18 protein-coding genes and 1 riboswitch are annotated in these 21,312 nt (G+C 29.9%); of the genes, 10 read left to right on the top strand and 8 right to left on the bottom strand.

All coding sequences use genetic code 11. From position 1 onward, the window contains the following. The first annotated feature begins 138 nt into the window (after positions 1–138). Positions 139–933 (top strand): nitrilase-related carbon-nitrogen hydrolase, encoded by a 795-nt coding sequence (locus BM119_RS14615; RefSeq protein WP_090042480.1) that lies wholly within the window; start codon positions 139–141, stop codon positions 931–933. A gap of 4 nt (positions 934–937) precedes the next feature. After that, entirely contained in the window at positions 938–2,182 is a 1,245-nt protein-coding gene (locus BM119_RS14610; RefSeq protein WP_090042479.1) for a BaiN/RdsA family NAD(P)/FAD-dependent oxidoreductase, read from the top strand. A gap of 206 nt (positions 2,183–2,388) precedes the next feature. Here BM119_RS14610 and BM119_RS14605 read toward each other — a convergent pair whose 3' ends face one another. Then, on the bottom strand, positions 2,389–3,114 hold the full coding sequence (locus BM119_RS14605) for an acyl-[acyl-carrier-protein] thioesterase (protein ID WP_090042478.1): 726 nt from the start codon (positions 3,112–3,114) through the stop codon (positions 2,389–2,391). Between the two features lie 333 nt (positions 3,115–3,447). After that, entirely contained in the window at positions 3,448–4,734 is a 1,287-nt protein-coding gene (locus tag BM119_RS14600) for an adenylosuccinate synthase (protein ID WP_090042477.1), read from the bottom strand. 764 nt (positions 4,735–5,498) lie between these two features. Continuing rightward, a riboswitch (Lysine riboswitch) is annotated at positions 5,499–5,676 on the top strand. Positions 5,677–5,788: 112 nt separating this feature from the next. Between BM119_RS14600 and kal the strand changes: the two genes are divergently transcribed. From kal to kamE, 8 genes are all read left to right on the top strand, one after another. Beyond that, positions 5,789–6,172: a 3-aminobutyryl-CoA ammonia lyase gene (kal, locus tag BM119_RS14595; protein WP_090042476.1), complete on the top strand. Its 384-nt coding sequence runs from the start codon at positions 5,789–5,791 to the stop codon at positions 6,170–6,172. 20 nt (positions 6,173–6,192) lie between these two features. Continuing rightward, entirely contained in the window at positions 6,193–7,011 is an 819-nt protein-coding gene (gene kce, locus BM119_RS14590) for a 3-keto-5-aminohexanoate cleavage enzyme (RefSeq protein WP_090042475.1), read from the top strand. Between the two features lie 94 nt (positions 7,012–7,105). Beyond that, entirely contained in the window at positions 7,106–8,140 is a 1,035-nt protein-coding gene (gene kdd / locus BM119_RS14585; protein WP_090042474.1) for an L-erythro-3,5-diaminohexanoate dehydrogenase, read from the top strand. A gap of 440 nt (positions 8,141–8,580) precedes the next feature. Beyond that, positions 8,581–9,834 carry a lysine 2,3-aminomutase gene (gene kamA / locus BM119_RS14580; protein WP_090042473.1) on the top strand — a complete coding sequence of 418 codons (1,254 nt, stop codon included), beginning with the start codon at positions 8,581–8,583 and terminating at the stop codon, positions 9,832–9,834. A 34-nt stretch (positions 9,835–9,868) separates the two neighbouring features. Next, positions 9,869–10,900 (top strand): lysine 5,6-aminomutase reactivase subunit KamB, encoded by a 1,032-nt coding sequence (gene kamB, locus BM119_RS14575; RefSeq protein ID WP_090042472.1) that lies wholly within the window; start codon positions 9,869–9,871, stop codon positions 10,898–10,900. Further along, complete coding sequence (gene kamC / locus BM119_RS14570; RefSeq protein ID WP_242948438.1) at positions 10,893–12,389, top strand: lysine 5,6-aminomutase reactivase ATPase KamC; 1,497 nt, start codon at positions 10,893–10,895, stop codon at positions 12,387–12,389. Before kamB ends, kamC begins: the two co-directional genes overlap by 8 nt. A gap of 3 nt (positions 12,390–12,392) precedes the next feature. Continuing rightward, on the top strand, positions 12,393–13,949 hold the full coding sequence (kamD, locus tag BM119_RS14565) for a lysine 5,6-aminomutase subunit alpha (RefSeq protein ID WP_090042471.1): 1,557 nt from the start codon (positions 12,393–12,395) through the stop codon (positions 13,947–13,949). Next, the gene (kamE, locus tag BM119_RS14560; RefSeq protein WP_090042470.1) at positions 13,949–14,737 is read left to right on the top strand and encodes a lysine 5,6-aminomutase subunit beta; all 789 of its coding nucleotides are present in this window, start codon (positions 13,949–13,951) and stop codon (positions 14,735–14,737) included. Before kamD ends, kamE begins: the two co-directional genes overlap by 1 nt. Positions 14,738–14,770: 33 nt before the next feature. Here kamE and BM119_RS19990 read toward each other — a convergent pair whose 3' ends face one another. The 6 genes from BM119_RS19990 to sufB all read right to left on the bottom strand — a co-directional run bounded on the left by BM119_RS19990 (position 14,771) and on the right by sufB (position 21,296). After that, entirely contained in the window at positions 14,771–14,917 is a 147-nt protein-coding gene (locus tag BM119_RS19990) for a hypothetical protein (RefSeq protein ID WP_177199442.1), read from the bottom strand. A 360-nt stretch (positions 14,918–15,277) separates the two neighbouring features. Beyond that, a complete protein-coding gene (glpK, locus tag BM119_RS14555; protein WP_090042469.1) occupies positions 15,278–16,768 on the bottom strand; it encodes a glycerol kinase GlpK in 1,491 nt (496 codons plus the stop codon). Positions 16,769–17,121: 353 nt separating this feature from the next. Next, positions 17,122–17,553: a Fe-S cluster assembly sulfur transfer protein SufU gene (gene sufU / locus BM119_RS14550; protein WP_090042468.1), complete on the bottom strand. Its 432-nt coding sequence runs from the start codon at positions 17,551–17,553 to the stop codon at positions 17,122–17,124. After that, positions 17,543–18,775, bottom strand: coding sequence for a cysteine desulfurase (locus BM119_RS14545; RefSeq protein ID WP_090042467.1), 1,233 nt, complete (start codon positions 18,773–18,775; stop codon positions 17,543–17,545). The genes sufU and BM119_RS14545 overlap by 11 nt, the downstream gene beginning before the upstream one ends. Next, positions 18,768–19,874 (bottom strand): Fe-S cluster assembly protein SufD, encoded by a 1,107-nt coding sequence (gene sufD, locus BM119_RS14540; protein WP_090042466.1) that lies wholly within the window; start codon positions 19,872–19,874, stop codon positions 18,768–18,770. The genes BM119_RS14545 and sufD overlap by 8 nt, the downstream gene beginning before the upstream one ends. 12 nt (positions 19,875–19,886) lie before the next feature. Then, positions 19,887–21,296: a Fe-S cluster assembly protein SufB gene (sufB, locus tag BM119_RS14535; RefSeq protein WP_090042465.1), complete on the bottom strand. Its 1,410-nt coding sequence runs from the start codon at positions 21,294–21,296 to the stop codon at positions 19,887–19,889. Between the last annotated feature and the right edge of the window lie 16 nt (positions 21,297–21,312).

Below are 21,312 nucleotides of genomic sequence, written 5' to 3'. Positions count from 1 at the left end.
TTTTAATTGACAATTGAGAATTGACGATTGACGATTATTGTTGAAAGTCACGGACTTCCTAAATATAAAGTTGAAGGTTGAGAGTGGAAAGTTGATGTGCAAATTTATATTTAAATATTTTAATTTGGAGTGATATCTATGAAAGTAGCTTTATGCCAATTAAATATTGTTTGGGAAAATAAGAATGCAAATAAAAATAAAGTACAATTTTTTATAGAAAAATGTAAAAAATACAATTGTGATTTTGCCATTTTCCCTGAAATGACATTGACAGGTTTTTCTATGAATACCCTAGAAATTAAAGAAAAAAACTCTAATGATTGCGATACTATTAAATGGTTCTGCAAACTTTCTCAAAAATTTCATATTAATATTGCTTTTGGCTGTGTTCAAGAATATAAAAACAAAGCTAAGAATAACTTGTTAATTGTATCAAAATCTGGTGATGTTCTATCCTCATACTCAAAAATCCACCCATTTTCATTTGGTGAAGAATCCAATTTTTATGTTGGTGGAGATGATTTTGTTATAACACCAATTAATAATTTTATATTTGGAAGCACTATATGTTATGATTTAAGATTTCCAGAACTATTTCAAATACTTTCAAAGAAAAGTCATGCTATAATAGTTATTGCTAATTGGCCACAATCTAGGCGTGAACATTGGATATCACTACTTAAATCACGAGCTATAGAAAATCAATGCTATATTCTTGGTGTTAATAGAGTTGGTTTAGGTAATGATTTATATTATAGTGGTGATTCATCAATAATATCTCCTGATGGAACTATTATTAAAACTTTATTTAATAAAGAGGGACTAATTATTGGAGATTTAGATTTAGATTTAGTAACAAATCTAAGAGAAACATTTAACGTGAAAAATGATAGAAAAGAAGATTTATATATATTAGGTTATAAAGGAGTTTAAACTTATGATATTTCATGACGTGATTATAATTGGTGGTGGTGCTTCTGGCGTTTTTTCTGCTATTTCTTGCAAAGATTTAGGGCTAGATGTTGCCATTTTAGAAGGTTCTGATAGAATATGTAAAAAAGTTCTTACTACTGGTAATGGTAGATGCAATATAACAAATGCATTTATATCTTATCCATTTTTAAATTATCATAGCGATAATAACGAATTCTTTATTGACACATTAAAAGATTTTTCTGTAGATGATACTGTAAATTTCTTTTCAATGTTAGGATTACCTCTAGTTACTTTAGAAGGCAGCAAAATGTACCCTATGTCTTTACAAGCCTCCTCTGTAGTTGATCTATTTAGGTTTGCTATTGAAGACAGATCAATACCCCTATATACAAATCATAAAGTTGCATCAATAAAAAAGGTTAAGGATACTTTTACTATATCAATAAGAGATAATGATGAGGTTTTTTCTTGCAATAAACTAATAATAGCAACTGGTGGTAAATCAGCTACCAATACTGGTTCAGATGGCTCTGGATATACTTTATCTAAATCATTTGGTCATAGCATAGTAACCCCAGTACCGGCTATTGTTCAGTTAAAACTTGATTATAAACATCTAAAAGCCTTATCTGGTGTAAAGTTTAACGGATATGCTGAGATTTTTGTTAATGGTAAGTCTAAAAGAAAAGAATTTGGAGAAATACTATTTACTGATTACGGAATATCAGGTCCTCCAATACTACAAATTAGCAGAATTGCTTCTAAGTCTTTAAGTTTAAAAGAAAATGTTGAAATAAAAATAGATATGTTACCTGATATATCTATAAACGATTTGAATAGTTTTTTAGATAATCATTTAGGTACGTTTTCCTATAGAAGTCTAGCGGATTGTTTTGTTGGAATAATAAATAAAAAACTTATACCCGTAATTTTAAAGGAATGTAGTATACCTTCAATACACAAGCCCGCATATGAACTAACTTGGGATGAAAGAAAAACTTTACTTAACATTTTTAAATTCTGGACTTTTAAAGTAACAGATACTAATTCATTCAACAATGCTCAAGTAACTTGTGGTGGAATAAATACATGTGAGGTTGATCCTTTGACACTACAATCTAAGTTAATAAAAAACTTATATTTTTGCGGTGAAATTTTAGATGTAGACGGTGATTGTGGTGGTTTTAACCTTCAATGGGCTTGGAGTTCTGCTTCTAAGGTGGCTAAAAGCTGTTACAACTTTTAAAAAGGTGGCTAAGCCACTTTTTAATTGACAATTGAAAATTAGCAATTATGGTTAATTTTTCTGAGAAAAATCTTAATTCTAGAATTTAATTCTAAGTTTTTCTAAACAAAGTGAAGAAAAATCTCCTTCATCGTCAATTGTCAATCTTCAATTGTCAATTTTTAAAATGTCTTTATAAGTAATTTTTGTTATCGTTTTATTTAAACTTATTTAAATAAAATTTGTATTTTACATAGTTCTGTGTCTTCATGATTAAATTTATATAACCCTATAATATCTTCTTTATCACAATTAAATTCTGTATAAACTTCAACAGTTTCTCCATATATAGCTTCTTTACTATACACTATTCTAATTTCTTTAATTTCTCTTTTTTCTATATATTCTAATGGAGTATTATCTAAGGCCCATCTTATATAGTTTACGTTATTAACATGATTATTACAGTCTATATTGCTATACTTAACTTTTATATCCTCTTGTTTTTCTCCATTAAACTTAGTCACATCTTCTAATTTCAATTGTTCATCGGATATTGATCCATATCCAATACAAAATTCATTTGGTATTCTTATTGCCCTTCTTTTATTTATATCAATCATAAGCCATGTAGATTTTGCAGTAGCAACTATTTCACCTTTAGAATTTTCAACTTCAAATGTTCTATAAGCATAAAACTTCTTAAAAGAATATGCCATAGTCCTAATCTTTATTTTATCCTCATATTTTATATTTTTAAGTATTTCAATATTCCATTTGTACAACACCCACGCTACATTGTGTTCTTTTTGGTACTGAACTCCTAAATTTATATATTCACTTTGACTAGAGGCTATATCAGAAAATAAATCCATCAAATATGGAATACTTAAATTTTTAAACATATCAACATTCTGATAAAAAATCTCATACTCTTTTTCATAAACGCCCATTTATTCATCCCCACTTCCATTTTAAGCCTTATAAAGATAATATTACTGTATCTCAAAAATAACAATATAAAAAACATATAAACAATGAATTTTAACAATTTATTTAGAATAAAAGTTGAAAGTCGTTGTTGAAAATCACAGATTTTCTTTAATAAGGTTTTTTATTTTAGAAATTTTATATAAGAAGATTTCATCCAACATTGTCAATTGTAAATTTTCAATTCTCAATCCCTTTAACCCTAGGTTTTATCGGCATTTTAGGGTTAAATTTTTCTATACTATCCTAATAGCGTAAAAAAAAGTAGCGACAAACGCTACTTTTTTGTATTTATATTATATTTCTCCAACCATCATAGTTTGGTCTCTTTTTGGTCCTACAGAAACTATTGCTATTTTAACTCCTGTGAATTCTTCTATTCTCTTTAAATATTTCTTAGCATTTTCAGGTAGTTCATCATAGCTTCTTGCGTCTTCTATTTTTTCTTCCCAACCTTCAAATTCTTCATAAATAGGCTCACATAAAGCTAAATCTTCAAGACTTGCTGGAAAATAATCTATTACTTCATTATTAAATTTATATCCAACACATACTTTTATTTTTTCTAATCCTGCTAATGTGTCTATTTTAGTAACAGCAAATGATGTTAATCCACATACTCTAGCAGTAGTTTTTAGTATTACTAAATCAAGCCATCCACATCTTCTAGATCTTCCTGTAGTAACTCCATATTCATGACCCTTAGTTCTTATCCACTCACCAGTCTCATCATTTAATTCTGTTGGGAATGGTCCCTTACCAACTCTAGTAGTATAAGCCTTAGCTATACCTACAGCGTTTTGAATCATGTTTGGTCCTATACCAACTCCACTACATACTCCACCAGATGTTGTGTTTGATGATGTAACATATGGATATGTTCCATGATCTATATCAAGAAGCATTCCTTGAGCTCCTTCAAATAAAACTTTTTTACCAGCTTTTATTTCATCATATACCCTAACTGATACATCTTTTACAAATGGTCTTAATCTTTCTGCGTAATCTAAGTACTGTGCATAGATTTCGTCAAAGTTTAATTCTTCTCCATCTAATACTTTTGTTATATATGCATTTTTCATTTCTATGTTTTCCATAAGTTTTGTTTTGAAAACATCTTTATGCATTAAATCACAAACTCTTATTCCACATCTCTCAAACTTATCAGTATAACTAGGTCCTATTCCTTTTCCTGTTGTTCCAATATCATTTTTTCCTCTAGCTTTTTCTTTTAATGCATCAAGTACTTTATGATATGGCATTATAACTTGTGCTCTATCACTTACTATTAATTTTTCTGGAGTTATATCTACACCTAAGCCTTTTAGATAATCCATTTCTTCAAATAAAGCTTTTGGATCTACAACTAGTCCATTACCTATTACATTTAGCTTATTTTCATAAAGAACTCCTGATGGAATTAAATGAAGCTTGTATTGTTTATCCCCAACTTCTACAGTATGACCTGCATTGTTTCCACCTTGGTATCTTACAACTACATCTGCGTCTTCTGCAAGGTAGTCTGTCATTTTACCTTTTCCTTCATCTCCCCATTGGGCTCCTACAACTATGAATGCTGACATATAAAAACCTCCATTTTTTAATGATTTTATAGTTTAAAATCTAATTAATCATTATAATTTATCTTAAAAAGTCTATTAAATATAGCTTTTCCAAAAAACAATTTATTTATTTTTAGAGAATATTCTCCCTATAAAATACTATCAAAGTAGAATTCAATAGTCAATAAAATTACGAATGTTATATTTGTATTTGGTCTTGAAATTTCGTAATAAAATTGTTTTCATAAGCTTTAAAGTAAGTTTTTCACCTATTATATACACTATATTTTATTTTTTTACAAATTTTTCTGTACTTTAAACCCAACAACGAAAACGTTTTATTATTGCTTAAATTATTTTAAATCAAAATTTTTAGAAATAATTTATGAATATTTATGAAGCATCCCTTAAATTCCATGAGGATTATAAATGAAAAATAGAAATCGTATCTAGAGCCGAGATTACTAATTTTAAAAATCTTAGTTTAGCTTACTCTCTTGGAGTTTCTTAACCCTATCCTAAAATTCTAAAAAAATCCTGAACCAGAATATATCTATGGAAGAAAGTTAAATGCTATATCTTTAATAAAAAGTAATTTTTAAACAATTTAACAATTTATTAAAACATTTATCTATATTTGTTATAGATGCCCACAAATTAACATCTTGTGGATTTTTATATCGTACACAAAAAATTAAATATTTTTTATTTTCAGATAATATTGACATTTCCTTATGTTGTCAAATATAATCTATATATAGGTAAATTTAAAATTTAACGAAGAAAACATAAATAGAGGCGCGAATAATTGGCGTAATTAAGAATTGTTAAGGAGATGAACCTCCAATATTCTTAATGAATTAATTATTTGCCGAAAGGTATATTATGTTCATATAATGTATCTTGGGATTAAAGTACAAAAACTTTATTCTTGCCATATTAATATGGAGAGCTATTTATGTAATGGATTTGATTTCATTGCATAATTAGCATATGCATCTTATTTAGCATGCAAGCACTGAAATCTTTCAGTGCTTTTTTATTTTTAACTTAAAGATTAGAGGGGGTTATGTTAATGAAGTCTCTTATAAGACTACGTATGAGCTCACATGATGCTCATTATGGTGGAAATCTAGTAGATGGTGCTAGAATGCTTCAATTATTTGGAGATGTAGCAACTGAATTACTTATTAAAAATGATGGAGATGAAGGTCTTTTTAGGGCTTATGATAAGGTAGAATTCCTTGCTCCAGTTTATGCAGGAGACTATATAGAAGCTACTGGCGAGATAGTTGAGTGTGGAAACTCATCTAGAAAAATGGTTTTTGAAGCAAGAAAAGTTATTATTCCAAGACCTGATATCAATGATTCTGCCTGTGATGTTTTATCAGAACCTATTGTTGTCTGCAAGGCTTCTGGAACTTGTGTAGTACCTAAAAATAAACAAAGAAATAAATAATCTTGGGGGAGGTAATAAGAATGGAAAAGCTTATAATTACAGCTGCTATATGTGGAGCTGAAGTTACTAAAGAACATAATCCTAGTGTTCCTTATACAGTTGAAGAGATAGCCAATGAAGCTGAAAAGGCATATAAAGCTGGTGCAAGTATAATTCACCTTCATGTAAGAGAAGATGATGGAACACCTACTCAAAGTAAAGATAGGTTTGAAGCTTGTATAAATGCTATAAAAGAAAGATGTGCTGATGTTATTGTCCAACCTTCTACAGGCGGTGCTGTTGGTATGTCTGATGAAGAAAGGCTTCAACCGATATATCTAAATCCTGAAATGGCAACACTAGACTGTGGAACTTGTAATTTTGGTGGAGATGATATATTTGTTAACACTGAAAATACAATAAAATATTTTGGTGAAAAAATGATAGGTCTTAATATCAAACCTGAAATTGAAGTTTTTGATAAAGGTATGATTGATATGGCTTTACGCCTAAATAAAAAAGGATATATAAAAAGTCCAATGCATTTCAACTTCGTAATGGGAGTTAATGGTGGAATATCTGCCTCTCCTAGAGATCTTGTATTCATGGTCGGAAGTATACCAGCTGGAAGTACATTTACTGTATCTGGCATAGGTAAAAACCAATTTAATATGGCTACAATGGCAATACTTCTAGGTGGAAATGTAAGGGTTGGATTTGAAGACAATGTATATATGTCAAAAGGTCAACCAGCTAAATCTAATGCTGAACAGGTTGAAAAAGTTGTAAGAATAGCTAAAGAATTAGGTAGAGAAATTGCAACACCTAGTGAAGCAAGAACAATATTAGGTTTAAAATAATTTAATTTTATCAGTATAACTGTTAAAAATTAAGTTTTTAATATACTATACACCCAATAAAAAGAAAAAATTCAAATTCAAGGGGGATACTAATATGACAAAAGGATGTAAATATGGAACTCACAGAGTTTTAGAACCACAAGGAGTTTTAACTCAAGCTGCTTATAAAATTGATAATAATATGGAGATATACTCAAATGAAATTTTAGTAGATGTTCATGCATTAAATATTGACTCTGCTTCATTTACTCAAATAGAAGAAGCTGCAAATGGAGATTCAGAAAAAATAAAAGCTCAAATATTATCTATAGTTTCTGAAAGAGGTAAAATGCAAAACCCTGTAACTGGTTCAGGCGGTATGTTCATAGGAACTATATCTAAAATAGGTGAAGATATAAAAGGTAGAGATTTAAAAGTTGGAGATAAAATAGCTTCTTTAGTTTCTTTATCACTAACACCTTTAAAAATAGAAAAAATAACTGATGTTAAAAAAGATATAGACAGAGTAGAAGTTAAAGCTCAAGCTATATTATTTGAAAGTGGAATTTATGCAAAATTACCAAGTGATATGTCAGAGAATCTAGCTTTAGCAGCTTTAGACGTTGCTGGTGCACCTGCTCAAACTGCTAAACTTGTAAAACCTGGTCAAAGTGTATTAATACTTGGAGGTGCTGGAAAATCCGGAATGCTTTGCTTATATGAAGCTATGAAAAGAGTTGGACCTACAGGAAAAGTTATAGCTATGGTTAGAAAAGAAGCTCAAGCTAAAAACTTAAAACAATGGGGCCTTTGTCATGAAGCTATAGTAACTGATGCAACTACTCCAATAGATGTATTAAATAAAACATTAGCTGCTAATAACGGAAACGAAGTTGACATCTCTATAAGCTGTGTAAATATACCAAACACAGAAATGTCTTGTATATTACCAGTAAAAGATAATGGAATAGTTTATTTCTTCTCTATGGCTACAAGCTTTACCAAAGCAGCACTTGGAGCTGAAGGTGTAGGTAAAGATGTAACTATGATAGTTGGAAATGGTTATACTAAAGATCATGCTGAAATAACTCTTTCTGAACTTAGAGAAAGTGATACTTTAAAAGAAATATTTGAAAAACTTTATCTATAGAACAAAAGTGGCTGCGTCACGTTATAATTGAGAATTGACAGTTTCAGTATTTTAGAATTGAAAATTTCTATAAATTCCTATACTTTTGTAGAACAAAGTGGCTGTGCCCTTTTTAGTTGAAAGTGGAGAGTGGAGAGTTGAAAGTTTAGGATAAAAATCACAGATTTTCTTTAATTGTATTTTTTAAGTTTTAAAATCTTCCTAAGAGGATTTATCCTTCACTCTCAACTCTCAACCTTCAATTATCAACTAAAAAATCTATATGTTTTAATAGTTATCAAAGTTACCCATAGATTCGAAATTTTATAATATCCTATAAAGCAAAAAAATTCCTATAAAATAGATACAACTATTTTATAGGAATAAATGAAAATAATTTTTAAAAATTAACAAGCTATATTATATCATAATATATAAAATAATGTCAGGAGTGTTTTGTAGTGAAAATAAATAGACGTTTTGATCTTTTTAAAGATGTTTCAGACGAGCAATGGAATGACTGGAAATGGCAACTAAAGAACAGAATTGAAACTTTAGATGAATTGAAAAAGTATATCCCATTAACACCTGAAGAAGAAGATGGAGTTAAAAATGTTCTTGGAACTTTAAGAATGTCAATAACTCCTTATTATATATCTTTAATTGACCCAAATGATCCATTTGACCCTATAAGAAGACAAGCTATACCAACTAATCTTGAACTTCATAAATCATGTGCAGATCTTGAAGATCCACTTCATGAAGATGCGGATTCACCTGTACCTGGATTAACTCATAGATATCCTGATAGAGTTCTTCTTTTAGTAACTGACCAATGCTCTATGTACTGTAGACATTGTACTAGAAGAAGATTTGCTGGTCAAAATGACACTGCTCTTCCTTTGTCTCAAATAGATAAAGCTATTGAGTATATTGCTAAAACACCACAAGTTAGAGATGTTCTTCTATCTGGTGGTGATGCTCTTTTAATTTCTGATGAAAAACTAGAATATATAATCAGTAAATTAAGAGCTATCCCTCATGTAGAAATTATAAGAATAGGATCAAGAGTTCCAGTAGTTTTACCTCAAAGAGTAACTGATGATTTAGTTAATATGCTAAAAAAATATCATCCAATTTGGTTAAATACTCACTTTAACCATCCAAATGAAGTAACACCTGAAACTAAAGCAGCCTGTGAAAAGTTAGCTAATGCTGGTGTCCCTCTTGGAAATCAATCTGTACTTTTAAAAGGTGTAAACGATTGTGTCCATGTTATGAGAGATTTAGTTCATGACTTAGTAAAAATAAGAGTTAGACCTTATTATATTTACCAATGTGATCTTTCAATGGGGCTTGAACATTTTAGAACTCCAGTATCTAAGGGTATAGAAATAATTGAAGGATTAAGAGGACATACATCTGGATATTGTGTTCCAACATTTGTTGTGGATGCTCCTGGTGGTGGTGGAAAAACTCCTGTAATGCCTAACTATGTTATATCTCAAAGTGCAAATAAAGTTATATTAAGAAACTTTGAAGGAGTTATTACTACTTATCAAGAGCCTGCTAGTTATTCTGAAGAATGCCATTGTGATGTGTGTACAGGTAAAAAAGATTACAAATATACAGGTGTTGCCTCTCTTGAAAGAGGAGATAAATTAGCACTGGAACCAGAAGGATTAGAAAGAAATAAGAGAAATCACCATAACTAACTTGGTGTAATAAAAATTATTTAGGAGAATGTTTATGACTTACGATCGTCTAACTGATATTATTAAAAATTATTCCCTGTTATCCATAATAGGAATGTCTAAAAATGTTGGGAAGACTACAGTTCTTAATTATATTATAAATAAGTTAAATAAAGAAAATATAAAACTTGCACTAACCTCTATAGGAAGAGACGGTGAAGATACCGATGTTGTTACTAATACAGAAAAACCAACAATTTATGTTAAGAATGGAACATTAATCGCAACTGCAAGACAATGTCTTGGATATTGTGATATTACTAGAGAAATTTTATCTACAACTGGTATTAACTCATCAATGGGTGAAATTATTATAACTAGAGCCTTAAGTGATGGATACGTTGATTTAGGCGGTCCTTCTCTAAATAGCCAAATGAACCTAATATGTTCAAAACTAAAATCTTTAGGATCTGATTTAGTTATAGTTGATGGCGCCTTAAGTAGAAGAACTGTTGCTTCTCCAACTATTACAGAAGCAACTATATTATCTACTGGTGCATCTCTTCATAAGGATATAAACAAAGTTGTAGATAATACAGTCCATTGTGTTACTCTTCTTTCTACCCCTATGATTGAAGATAAAAATGTTTATTCTGTATGTAGCAATTTAGATGATTCTTATAGAGTTACATTTCTTTATAAAAATGGAGAATTTAAAAAATTAAATTCTATTACTTCCTTAAGTTCCTCCAAGGAAATAATAGATAACCTTAATGACTCTGTGTCTTATATTTATATAAAAGGTGTAGTTTATGACAAACTCCTAAATGATTTAGTTAAGAATTGTGATATTTCAAATCTTACTATAATAATTGATGATGGCACTAAGCTATTTATTCAAAAAGATACATTAAACAAATTCCTTTATAAAGGAGGGGCTCTAAAAGTTTTAGAGCCCATAAATCTCCTTTGTGTTACTTGTAATCCTAAATCTCCATATGGATATGAATTTGATAAAGGTATTTTTTTAAAGTTAATGCGTGAAAAAATATCTCTACCTGTTTTCGATGTAATAGGAGGTGATTAATATTTACTTTTTAGATCAATATCAAAGAGATCAAATAGGTTTTACATATGTAATAAATCAACTAGAGGTAATTACTCCTTTAGGTGATAAATTAAGAAAAAATATAAAACCTTTTAATGAAAGTTCAAAGCATCTTTTAATAGATGAATTAAATAATATAGAATCTATTATTAATAACTATGTATCCTCAAAACAGCTTTTCAAAAATATTGAAAGGTTATTTTGTAAAATTAAAGATATATCTAATTCTTTAATAAGGTGTGAAAATGGCTCACCTCTTGATGATGTTGAATTATTTGAAATAAAGAGTTTTGCTTTAGTAATTTATGAATTAAGAGAATGTTTTAATGAACTTAATTTAGAGTTACATCTTAAAGATATTAATTTTATTTCATTAGAACCTGTTATAAATCTTTTAGATCCTGAAGGTAAAAAATTACCTACCTTTCATATTTATGATAAGTACTCTGATAAGTTAAAAGAAATACGTAATAAAAAACGCTCAATTGAAAAGGAAATTTTTACTTCCTCTGATGAAACTTCAATTACTTCATTAAAAGAAAAAAGACTTAGCTATGTTGTTCTTGAAGAAGAAGAGGAATTAAATATAAGGAAATTTTTATCTAATAATATTAAAAACTATATAGATATAATAAGAGAAAATATACGGTCTGTAGGAAAATTAGATTTTTTAATTGCAAAGTCCAAACTTACCATTACTCTTAATGGGTCAAGACCTAATATAAGTGACTCAATGTATATAAAAATAATTGATGGAGTAAATCCTGAAGTTGCTTCTATTTTAAAGAAAAAGTCAAAGATTTTTACTCCTGTAACTATAGAAATTGCTAGCGGTACAACAGTTATAACTGGAGCTAATATGGGTGGAAAAAGTATAACGCTAAAAACTCTTGTATTAAATATTCTTCTTACTCAAATGGGCTTCTTTGTTTTCTGTAATGAAGCGACAATCCCTTTGTTAGACTTTATATATTTCATCTCTGATGATCTTCAATCTGTCCACCAAGGGCTATCAACATTTGGTGCTGAGATTATGAAATTGAAACAAGTACTAGCTCATAGTAAAAATAAAAATGGACTTATTACCTTAGATGAATTTGCAAGAGGAACTAATCCTAAAGAAGGATCTTTCCTTGTAAAATCATTATGTAAATATTTAAACAAGCTTCAATCTATTAGTCTTATATCAACTCACTATGACAACATAGTTGACTCTACAATGGTTCATTATCAGGTTATAGGATTAAAACAGTTAAGTTTTGATAGTTTAAAGAAAAGTATAGATTTAAATAAAACTCATTCAATCGAAATAATACAAGATCATATGAATTATCGGTTAGAACGTGTTTCTAAGGAAAATAATGTTCCTAAGGACGCTTTAAATATATGTATATTACTTGGCTTAGAAGAAGAAATTATAGAAATTGCTAAAAATCTTTATAATCAAAGTCTTGAAGAGGGGGATTAGAATATGGAAAGTAAAGTAAATCTTAATTTTGAAGTTGTTGAGAAAGCTCGACAACATGCTAAAAATATAGCAGTAGATACTCAAGAATTTATTGATAAGCATACAACTGTTGCAGTTGAAAGAACTGTGTGTAGACTTCTTGGAATAGATGGAGTTGATGAGGTTGGGGTTCCATTACCTAATATAGTAGTTGATAATATTTCTAATAATGGTGCCCTTTCATTAGGTGCAGCTTATTTTATAGGAAATGCTATGGTTCAAACAGGTCTAAAACCTCAAGAAATTGCTGAAAAGGTTAGTAGCAAAGACCTTAACTTAACTACTTTACCATCTTCAGATTTATTTGAAATTAAAATGGCTATAATGCCTATAGCTAAGGAATATGTAAGCTTAATTAAAGAAAATAGAGATAAACGTGATAATTTATTAAATAAATATGGCGATAAAACAGGACCTTTATTATATGTTATAGTCGCAACTGGTAATATATATGAGGATATTACCCAAGCTGTTGCGGCTGCTAAACAAGGTGCAGATGTAATAGCTGTTATAAGAACAACTGGTCAAAGTCTTCTTGACTATGTTCCATATGGTGAAACCACAGAAGGTTTTGGTGGAACTGTTGCTACTCAAGAAAACTTTAGACTTATGAGAAAAGCTCTAGATGATATTGGTGAAGAACTTGGACGATATATAAGATTATGTAACTATTGTTCTGGTCTTTGCATGCCTGAAATTGCAGCAATGGGAGCTATTGAAAGATTAGATGTAATGCTTAATGATGCTCTTTATGGAATCTTGTTCAGAGATATAAATATGAAAAGAACTATTGTAGACCAATTCTTCTCAAGAGTTATAAATGGATATGCCGGCGTTATTATAAACACTGGTGAAGATAACTATTTAACAACTGCTGATGCTGTAGAGGAAGCTCACACAGTACTAGCATCTCAACTTATGAATGAACAATTTGCACTAATAGCTGGTTTACCATCTGAGCAACAAGGTTTAGGACATGCATTTGAAATAAATCCTGATGTTAAGAATGGATTCCTTTATGAACTTGCTCAAGCTCAAATGGCTAGAGAAATTTTCCCAAAAGCTCCTCTTAAATATATGCCTCCTACTAAATTTATGACAGGCAATGTATTTAAGGGTCAAGTTCAAGATGCTTTATTTAATATAGTTACAGTTCTTACAAACCAAAGAATTCATCTTTTAGGTATGTTAACTGAAGCTATTCATACTCCTTTTATGTCAGATAGATTTTTATCTATAGAAAATGCTCAGTATATAGCTCATACTATGGCCGATCTTGGCTCTGAAATAACTTTTAAACAAGGCGGACTAATGGAAAAAAGAGTTGATGAAGTTCTTTACAAAGCCTGTGATCTTTTAGGTGAAATTGAAGGAGAAGGATTATTTAAAACTCTAGAAAAAGGTATCTTTGGAGGAGTTAAGCGTCCAATTGATGGAGGTAAAGGATTAGCTGGTGTAACAGAAAAAGCTAATGAATATTTCAATCCATTTATAGACTTAATGTTAGGAGGGGATAAATAATGAGTGGAGGTTTATATTCTACTGATAAAAGAGAATTTGATAAAACACTTGATTTAACTAAGCTTAAACCTTATGGTGATACCATGAATGATGGAAAAGTTCAAGTAAGCTTTACCCTTCCTGTTCCAGATAATGATAAAGGTGCAGAGGCTGCTAAACTATTAGCAAAGAAGATGGGACTTGAGGAACCAAATGTTGCTCATCATCAATCCCTTGATAAAAATTTTACTTTCTATGTTGTTTATGGAAGTATAAATTCAACTGTTGACTATGAATCTATACATGTCCAAACAGTTGAAGTAGACACACTATCTATGGAAGAAATAAATGAATATATTAAAGAAAATATTAAACGTAACATTGTAATAGTTGGAGCTAGTACTGGAACAGATGCTCATACGGTTGGTATAGATGCCGTCATGAATATGAAAGGTTATGCAGGTCATTATGGACTTGAAAGATATGATATGATTGATGCATATAATCTTGGTAGCCAAGTTGCTAATGAAGATTTTATAAAAAAAGCTATAGAACTTAAAGCTGATGTTCTTCTAGTATCTCAAACAGTTACTCAAAAAAATGTTCACATTCAAAATCTTACTGAACTTGTAGAACTATTAGAAGCTGAAGGAATTAGAGATAAAGTTATTTTAATATGTGGTGGTCCAAGAATAAGCCATGAGCTTGCAAAAGAGCTTGGTTATGATGCTGGTTTTGGTCCTGGTAAATATGCAGATGATGTAGCTACATTTGCTGTAACTGAAATTACAAGTAGAGGCTTAAAATAAAAATAAGACTGCTGATTACCAGCAGTCTTATTTTTATTTCTTTCCCTTAGTATTTCTTGCATCTTCTGATAATGCGCTATTTCCTGCACTATTATATCCCGTTTTAGATTTAGCACTATCATCGCCATGAGCTGCTAAACTTTGATTTTTAGATTTTTGGGTATCTTTATTTTTACTCATATATTTTCACTTCCTTAGCTTTTATATTTCATCCTATATTTTTATACTTCTCTTATATAGATTTTTTATTCTTACTTTATATAGAAAGTAATTCTTAGCTTAAAATATAGCTTTATTAAGAAAACTACCTTATTCTACCTAAAACTTAGAAGAGCTTAGAAGAACTTATCTAAAGTCGTGATGACCCCTATCTCCAACTTGTAGAAGGTTGAAGTGTTAGAGCCACTAGAAATCAGATAAAACTTTAAAAGCTATGAAATATAGAATGTATCTCCTATGTCTCATAGCTTTTATTCATCTATAATGAATATCTTCTCGTTGTTTTAAAAAATAATTCATTAAGATTTTATATTTATAATTTTAAATTTGCCAACCTTGAGATCTACCAACAGCTCTATGCCAATCAGCTATTAGCTTTCCTTTATACTCTTCAGTCATCATTGGTATAAATGATCTTGATAGACTCCACTTTTCTTTAATATCATCTTGATTTTTCCAGAATCCAACTGCAAGACCTGCAAGGCATGCTGCTCCAAATCCTGTTGTTTCTATAATTTCAGGTCTATCAACCTTTGTTCCTAATATATCTGACTGGAATTGAAGAAGGAAATTATTAGCTGATGCTCCTCCATCTACCCTTAAAGATTTAAGAGTTATTCCAGAATCTTCTTCCATTGCTCTTAATATATCACAACTTTGGTATGCCAAAGATTCAACAACAGCTCTTACAAAATGCTCTTTTTTCGCTCCTCTTGTAAGTCCTACAATTGTTCCTCTAGCATATGGATCCCAATAAGGTGCTCCAAGTCCAACAAATGCTGGAACCATATAAACACCATTTGTATCTTCTACTGCATTACAATATTCTTCACAATCTGATGCATGCTTTATCATTCTCATTTCATCTCTAAGCCATTGTATAGCTGCACCTGCTATAAATACACTACCCTCTAAAGCATATTCAACTTTTCCGTTAAGTCCCCATGCTATAGTTGTTAATAGTCCTTTCTTAGAGTCAACAGCTTTTGTACCTGTATTCATAAGCATGAAACAGCCTGTACCATAAGTAGTTTTTGCAGTACCTTCCTCATAACATGTTTGTCCAAATAATGCTGCTTGTTGATCTCCTGCTACTCCTGCTATAGGCACTTCTGCCCCAAATAAAACTCTGTCAGAATAACCATATACCTCACTAGATTGCTTAACTTCTGGCAACATAGATTTTGGTATATTAAATATTTCTAAAAGTTCGTCATCCCATTTTAATTCATGTATATTATAAAGTAATGTTCTTGATGCATTTGAATAATCAGTAGCATGAACTCTACCTTTTGTTAAGTTCCAAATTATCCAACTATCTATTGTTCCAAATAGTAAGTGTCCAGCCTCTGCTTTTTCTCTTGCACCCTCTACATTATCTAGTATCCATTTAACTTTACTTCCTGAAAAATAGGCATCTAAAATAAGACCCGTTTTTTCTCTAATAATTTTATCTGTTCCGTTACTTCTAAGTTCATCACAATACTCTGCTGTTCTTCTACATTGCCATACTATGGCATTATATATTGGGAGTCCTGTTCTCTTGTCCCATACAACAGTTGTTTCTCTTTGATTAGTTATACCTATTGCCTCTATATCCTCTGCATCAACACCTATTTTAGCCATAGCTTCTACTGCAACACTGAATTGACTTGACCATATCTCCATTGGATCATGCTCTACCCATCCAGCCTTAGGGTATATCTGCTTAAATTCTCTTTGTGCTTTGCTTGCTATTATTCCGCTTTCTGTGAAAAGTAAACATCTTGAGCTAGTTGTACCTTGATCTAGTGACATAATATATTTTGCCATTTTACTTCACTCCCCTAAACCTTTTTTTATTACTTATACTAACAAAAAAAGCCCTAAGAATAAAAAGATAAATCCTCTTAAATTCCCGGCTCTAATTCTCTGCCAAATTCATATTCACTTAAATTATAGTACTATATTAATTGAAAACATTTACTTGTTTCAACCCAAAAATTTTTTATTACCCCTATTTAATTCTTATTTTTCTCATTGTTTCTCTCATTTCCTCTCTCTTAGTGCATTTCTTATTTTTCGACAATTAGTGATATTTTTTTAACAATTTTTTTGAATATTTTCTTTATTGTATTATAAAAAAAATATGACTTAATTAATTATAATTAAATCATATTTTCATATTACTCATTCTTATTTATACTTTCTTTTAATGTATGCCAAGCTAAAACAGCACATTTAACTCTTGCTGGCATATTTGATATGTTTTTAAATGCTATAGCATCTTCAAGTTCTTCCAGCTCTTCTTCAGATGTTATTTCTTTCTTTATCATTGATATAAACTTCTCTACCAATTCTAATGCTTCTTCTTTTGATTTTCCCTTTATTAAGTCTATCATTATAGATGTTGATGACTGTGATATAGCACATCCGCACCCAGTAAATGATGCATCTTCTATACTGTTACCATTAAACTTAACTTCTAATGCAATCTCATCTCCACAACTAGGATTATGTCCAAGTTCTATAATGCTAGGCTTATCTAAATGTCTTCTGTTTCTGCTGCTCTTATTATGCTCCATTATAAGCTCAGTATATATGTCATTAAGATTCATATCCAAGCCACCCCCTAACCTTTTTTAAAGCTTCTATAAACTTATCAACATCTTCTTTCTTGTTATAAAAATAAAAACTTATTCTTGATGTAGCATTTACTTCTAAATACTTCATTAAAGGTTGAGCACAATGATGACCTGATCTTATTGCTATTCCATAATTATCAAGTATACTAGCTACATCATGAGGATGTACATCTTCAACAATAAAGGAAATTACCGAGCTTCTATTTTCCATATTTTTAGGCCCTATTATGGTTACATATGGTATTTCTTTCATTTTTTCCAGTGCATACTTTGTTAATTCTTCTTCAATATTTTTAATATTTTCAAAGCCAATTTTTTGTATATAATCAATCGCTACTGATAATCCAATTGCACCTTCTACATTTTGAGTTCCTGCCTCAAACTTATAAGGTAATTCAGCAAAAGTAGCATTTTGCTCAGAAACATACTCTATCATATCTCCTCCCGATAAGAAAGGTGGAATTTCTTCTAATAGACTTTTTCTTCCGTACAAAACACCTATACCCATTGGTGCTAACATCTTATGACCTGAAAAAACCATAAAATCACAATTTAATTTTTTAACATCTATCTTCATATGTGGTGCACTCTGACTAACATCTAAAACTACTTTTGCTCCATTTTTGTGTGCCTCAGATATTATATGATTTATAGGATTTATAACTCCAATGGCATTAGATATATGACTTATGGCTACAATTTTAGTTTTATCTGTTATCTTTAAATTTATTTCTTCTTTAGGTATTCTACCATCCTTATCTATATACATATATTTAATTATTGCACCTTTTGCTTTTGCAACCCTCTGCCATGGAATTATATTACTATGGTGCTCTAGTATAGATAATACTATTTCATCACCTTCATTTATAAATGTCATTCCATATGAATAAGCCAATAAATTTAAGGCTTCTGTTGCATTCTTTGTAAATATTACTTCACAAGAATTATCTGCATTTATAAATTCTCGTACTATTTCTCTTGCTCCTTCATATTTCTCTGTTGCTTTCACGCTTAAGTAATGAGCTCCTCTATGAGGGTTAGCATTAATCTCTGTATAATAGTTATTTATAGCATTTAAAACTTCTAATGGTTTATGGGTTGTAGCTGCATTATCTAAATATACTAACTCTTTATCATTTATTTTCTGAGAAAGTATTGGAAAATCTTTTCTTATCTCATCAACATTAATCATTTAAAAGCCTCCTTTGTATATCTTCCCTTATAGAAGCTTTTATTTCTTCATCATTTATTTTATCTAATATAGGATTAAAAGATGCTTCAATTATTAGTTTTTTTGCTTCTTTCTCACTAAATCCTCTACTCATTAAATAAAAGAGTTTGTTTTCATCTATTTTCCCTGAACTAGCTGCATGTGATCCAATTACATCATCTTCCTCACATAAAAGTAAAGGAACTGCATTTGATTTAACTGTTTTATCAAGAAGTATTACAAATTCCTCTTCTTCTCCTCTTGATTTACTTGATCCCTTTTTAAAATCTATAGTACCTCTAAATGTTTTTTTAGATGTATCTTTTAATACTCCCTTTACAGTCATTTTACTTTCAGTTCTTTTTGCATTATGAACTGTAAGATAATTTATATCTATAGTTCTATCCTTATCTCCTACATAAATTGAACTTAAGTCAGCATTACTATTATCTTCAACTAAATTTGATTTATAATTAGTTACTGTATATTTACCACCAAGCTCAACATTAATAAAATTAACTTTTGCATCTTTTTCTATATTTGCTACCGTACTATTAAAATTGTATACCTTATTATTTAGTCTTTGAATTGTGACAACATCTACTATGGAATTCTTTCTAGCAAAAATTTTTGTTAGTCCGTTATGAAATCCCTCACTATTATCTCCACTAAAATAATCTAATATAATTGTTACTTTACTATTCTCATTAGCATCTATAATATTGTAATCAACTAAGGTATTATTTTTTTCATTAAATCCATATTTAATTTTTATAATATCCTTAACTTCTTCATTCTTCTTTGTTTTAATTAACATTAATATATTTTTTTCATTTTCAGCAAGATTAACTAATTCCTTAGATACACCAAACTCTAAATTCTCATCTAAATCATATTGTGATAAATTCATTTTTTTATCATTTATAACTTCAATATTTCCCTGGAAAACTCCATCTACAATTTGATTATTAAATTCACTTATTTGTGGAAGGGAGTAACCATAAATGGAAACATCATTCACATTTAACCATCTATAAGTTAATACTGGTATTTTATTTATATTTTTAAAATTACTATTCATATTTTCCCCTCCCTAACCTATAGTTCCTTCTAGTTCTATATTAATTAAGTTATTCATTTCAACAGCATACTCAAGAGGAAGTTCCTTAGCTATAGGTTCTACAAATCCTCTAACAATCATTGCCTTTGCTTCTTTCTCACTTATTCCTCTACTCATTAAATAAAATATAGTATCATCACTTATTCTTCCTATTTTAGCTTCATGTCCTAAGTCTACTTCATCGTTATTTACTATTATTGTTGGAATTGTGTCAGATTTAGATTTATCATCAAGCATTAATGATTCACAAGAAATTGTTGACTTACTATGGTGAGCATTATCTCCTATGTTTACAACACCTCTATATATAGCAACCCCACCACTTTTAGATATTGACTTGGAATTAATATTTGATGATGTATACGGAGCTAAATGCATAACTTGTGCTCCTGTATCTAAGTTTTGACCATTCCCTGCAAATGTCACTCCTGTAAATTCACATTTTGCTCTTTCTCCTCTTAATATACTCATTGGATAAAGCATTGAAACCTTAGATCCAAATGATCCCGATACCCATTCTATGGTTCCATTTTTATCTACTATAGCTCTCTTTGTATTTAAGTTAAACATATTTTTGGACCAATTTTCTATTGTGCTATACCTTAAAGTTGCATCTTCTTTAACAAATAGCTCTACACATCCAGCATGTAAATTGTTTACTGAATATTTTGGAGCTGAACATCCTTCTATAAAATGTAATTTTGCTCCCTTTTCAACAATTATTAATGTATGCTCAAATTGCCCTGCTCCTGGTGCATTCAATCTAAAATATGATTGAAGTGGTATATCAACTTGAACTCCCTCTGGAACATATACAAAGGAGCCTCCCGACCAGACCGCTCCATGAAGTGCAGCAAATTTATGATCTGATGGATATACACACTGCATAAAATATTCTTTTACTATATCTTCATACTCTTTAATGGCTGTTTCCATATCCGTATAAACCACCCCTTGCTTAACAAGTTCATCTTTTATACTATGATAAACAACCTCTGAATCATATTGAGCACCTACTCCTGCAAGAGATTGTTTTTCTGCTTCTGGTATACCTAATAAATCAAATGTTTTCTTTATATCATCAGGTACATCACTCCAATTTCCCTTCATTTCAGTGTTCGGTTTTATATATGTTATTATATTGTTTATGTCTAATTCAGTTATATCTGGTCCCCAGGGTGGTAAATCCATAGCATTATATATCTGTAAACATTCTAGTCTAAAATCTAGCATCCACTGTGGCTCATTTTTTTCTTTTGATATGTTCTTTATAATATCTTCAGTTAAACCATTATCAACTTTATATTTATAATTAAACTTATTTTTTATGTCGTATATTCCTCTTTCAACATCATCAACTTGGGTTCTATTTCTTTCTTCCATTCATCTTCACCACCTT

This window comes from Clostridium frigidicarnis (genome assembly GCF_900111985.1).
Taxonomy (GTDB): Bacteria; Bacillota; Clostridia; order Clostridiales; family Clostridiaceae; genus Clostridium_Z; species Clostridium_Z frigidicarnis.
This window is presented reverse-complemented; position numbering and strand designations above follow the sequence as displayed.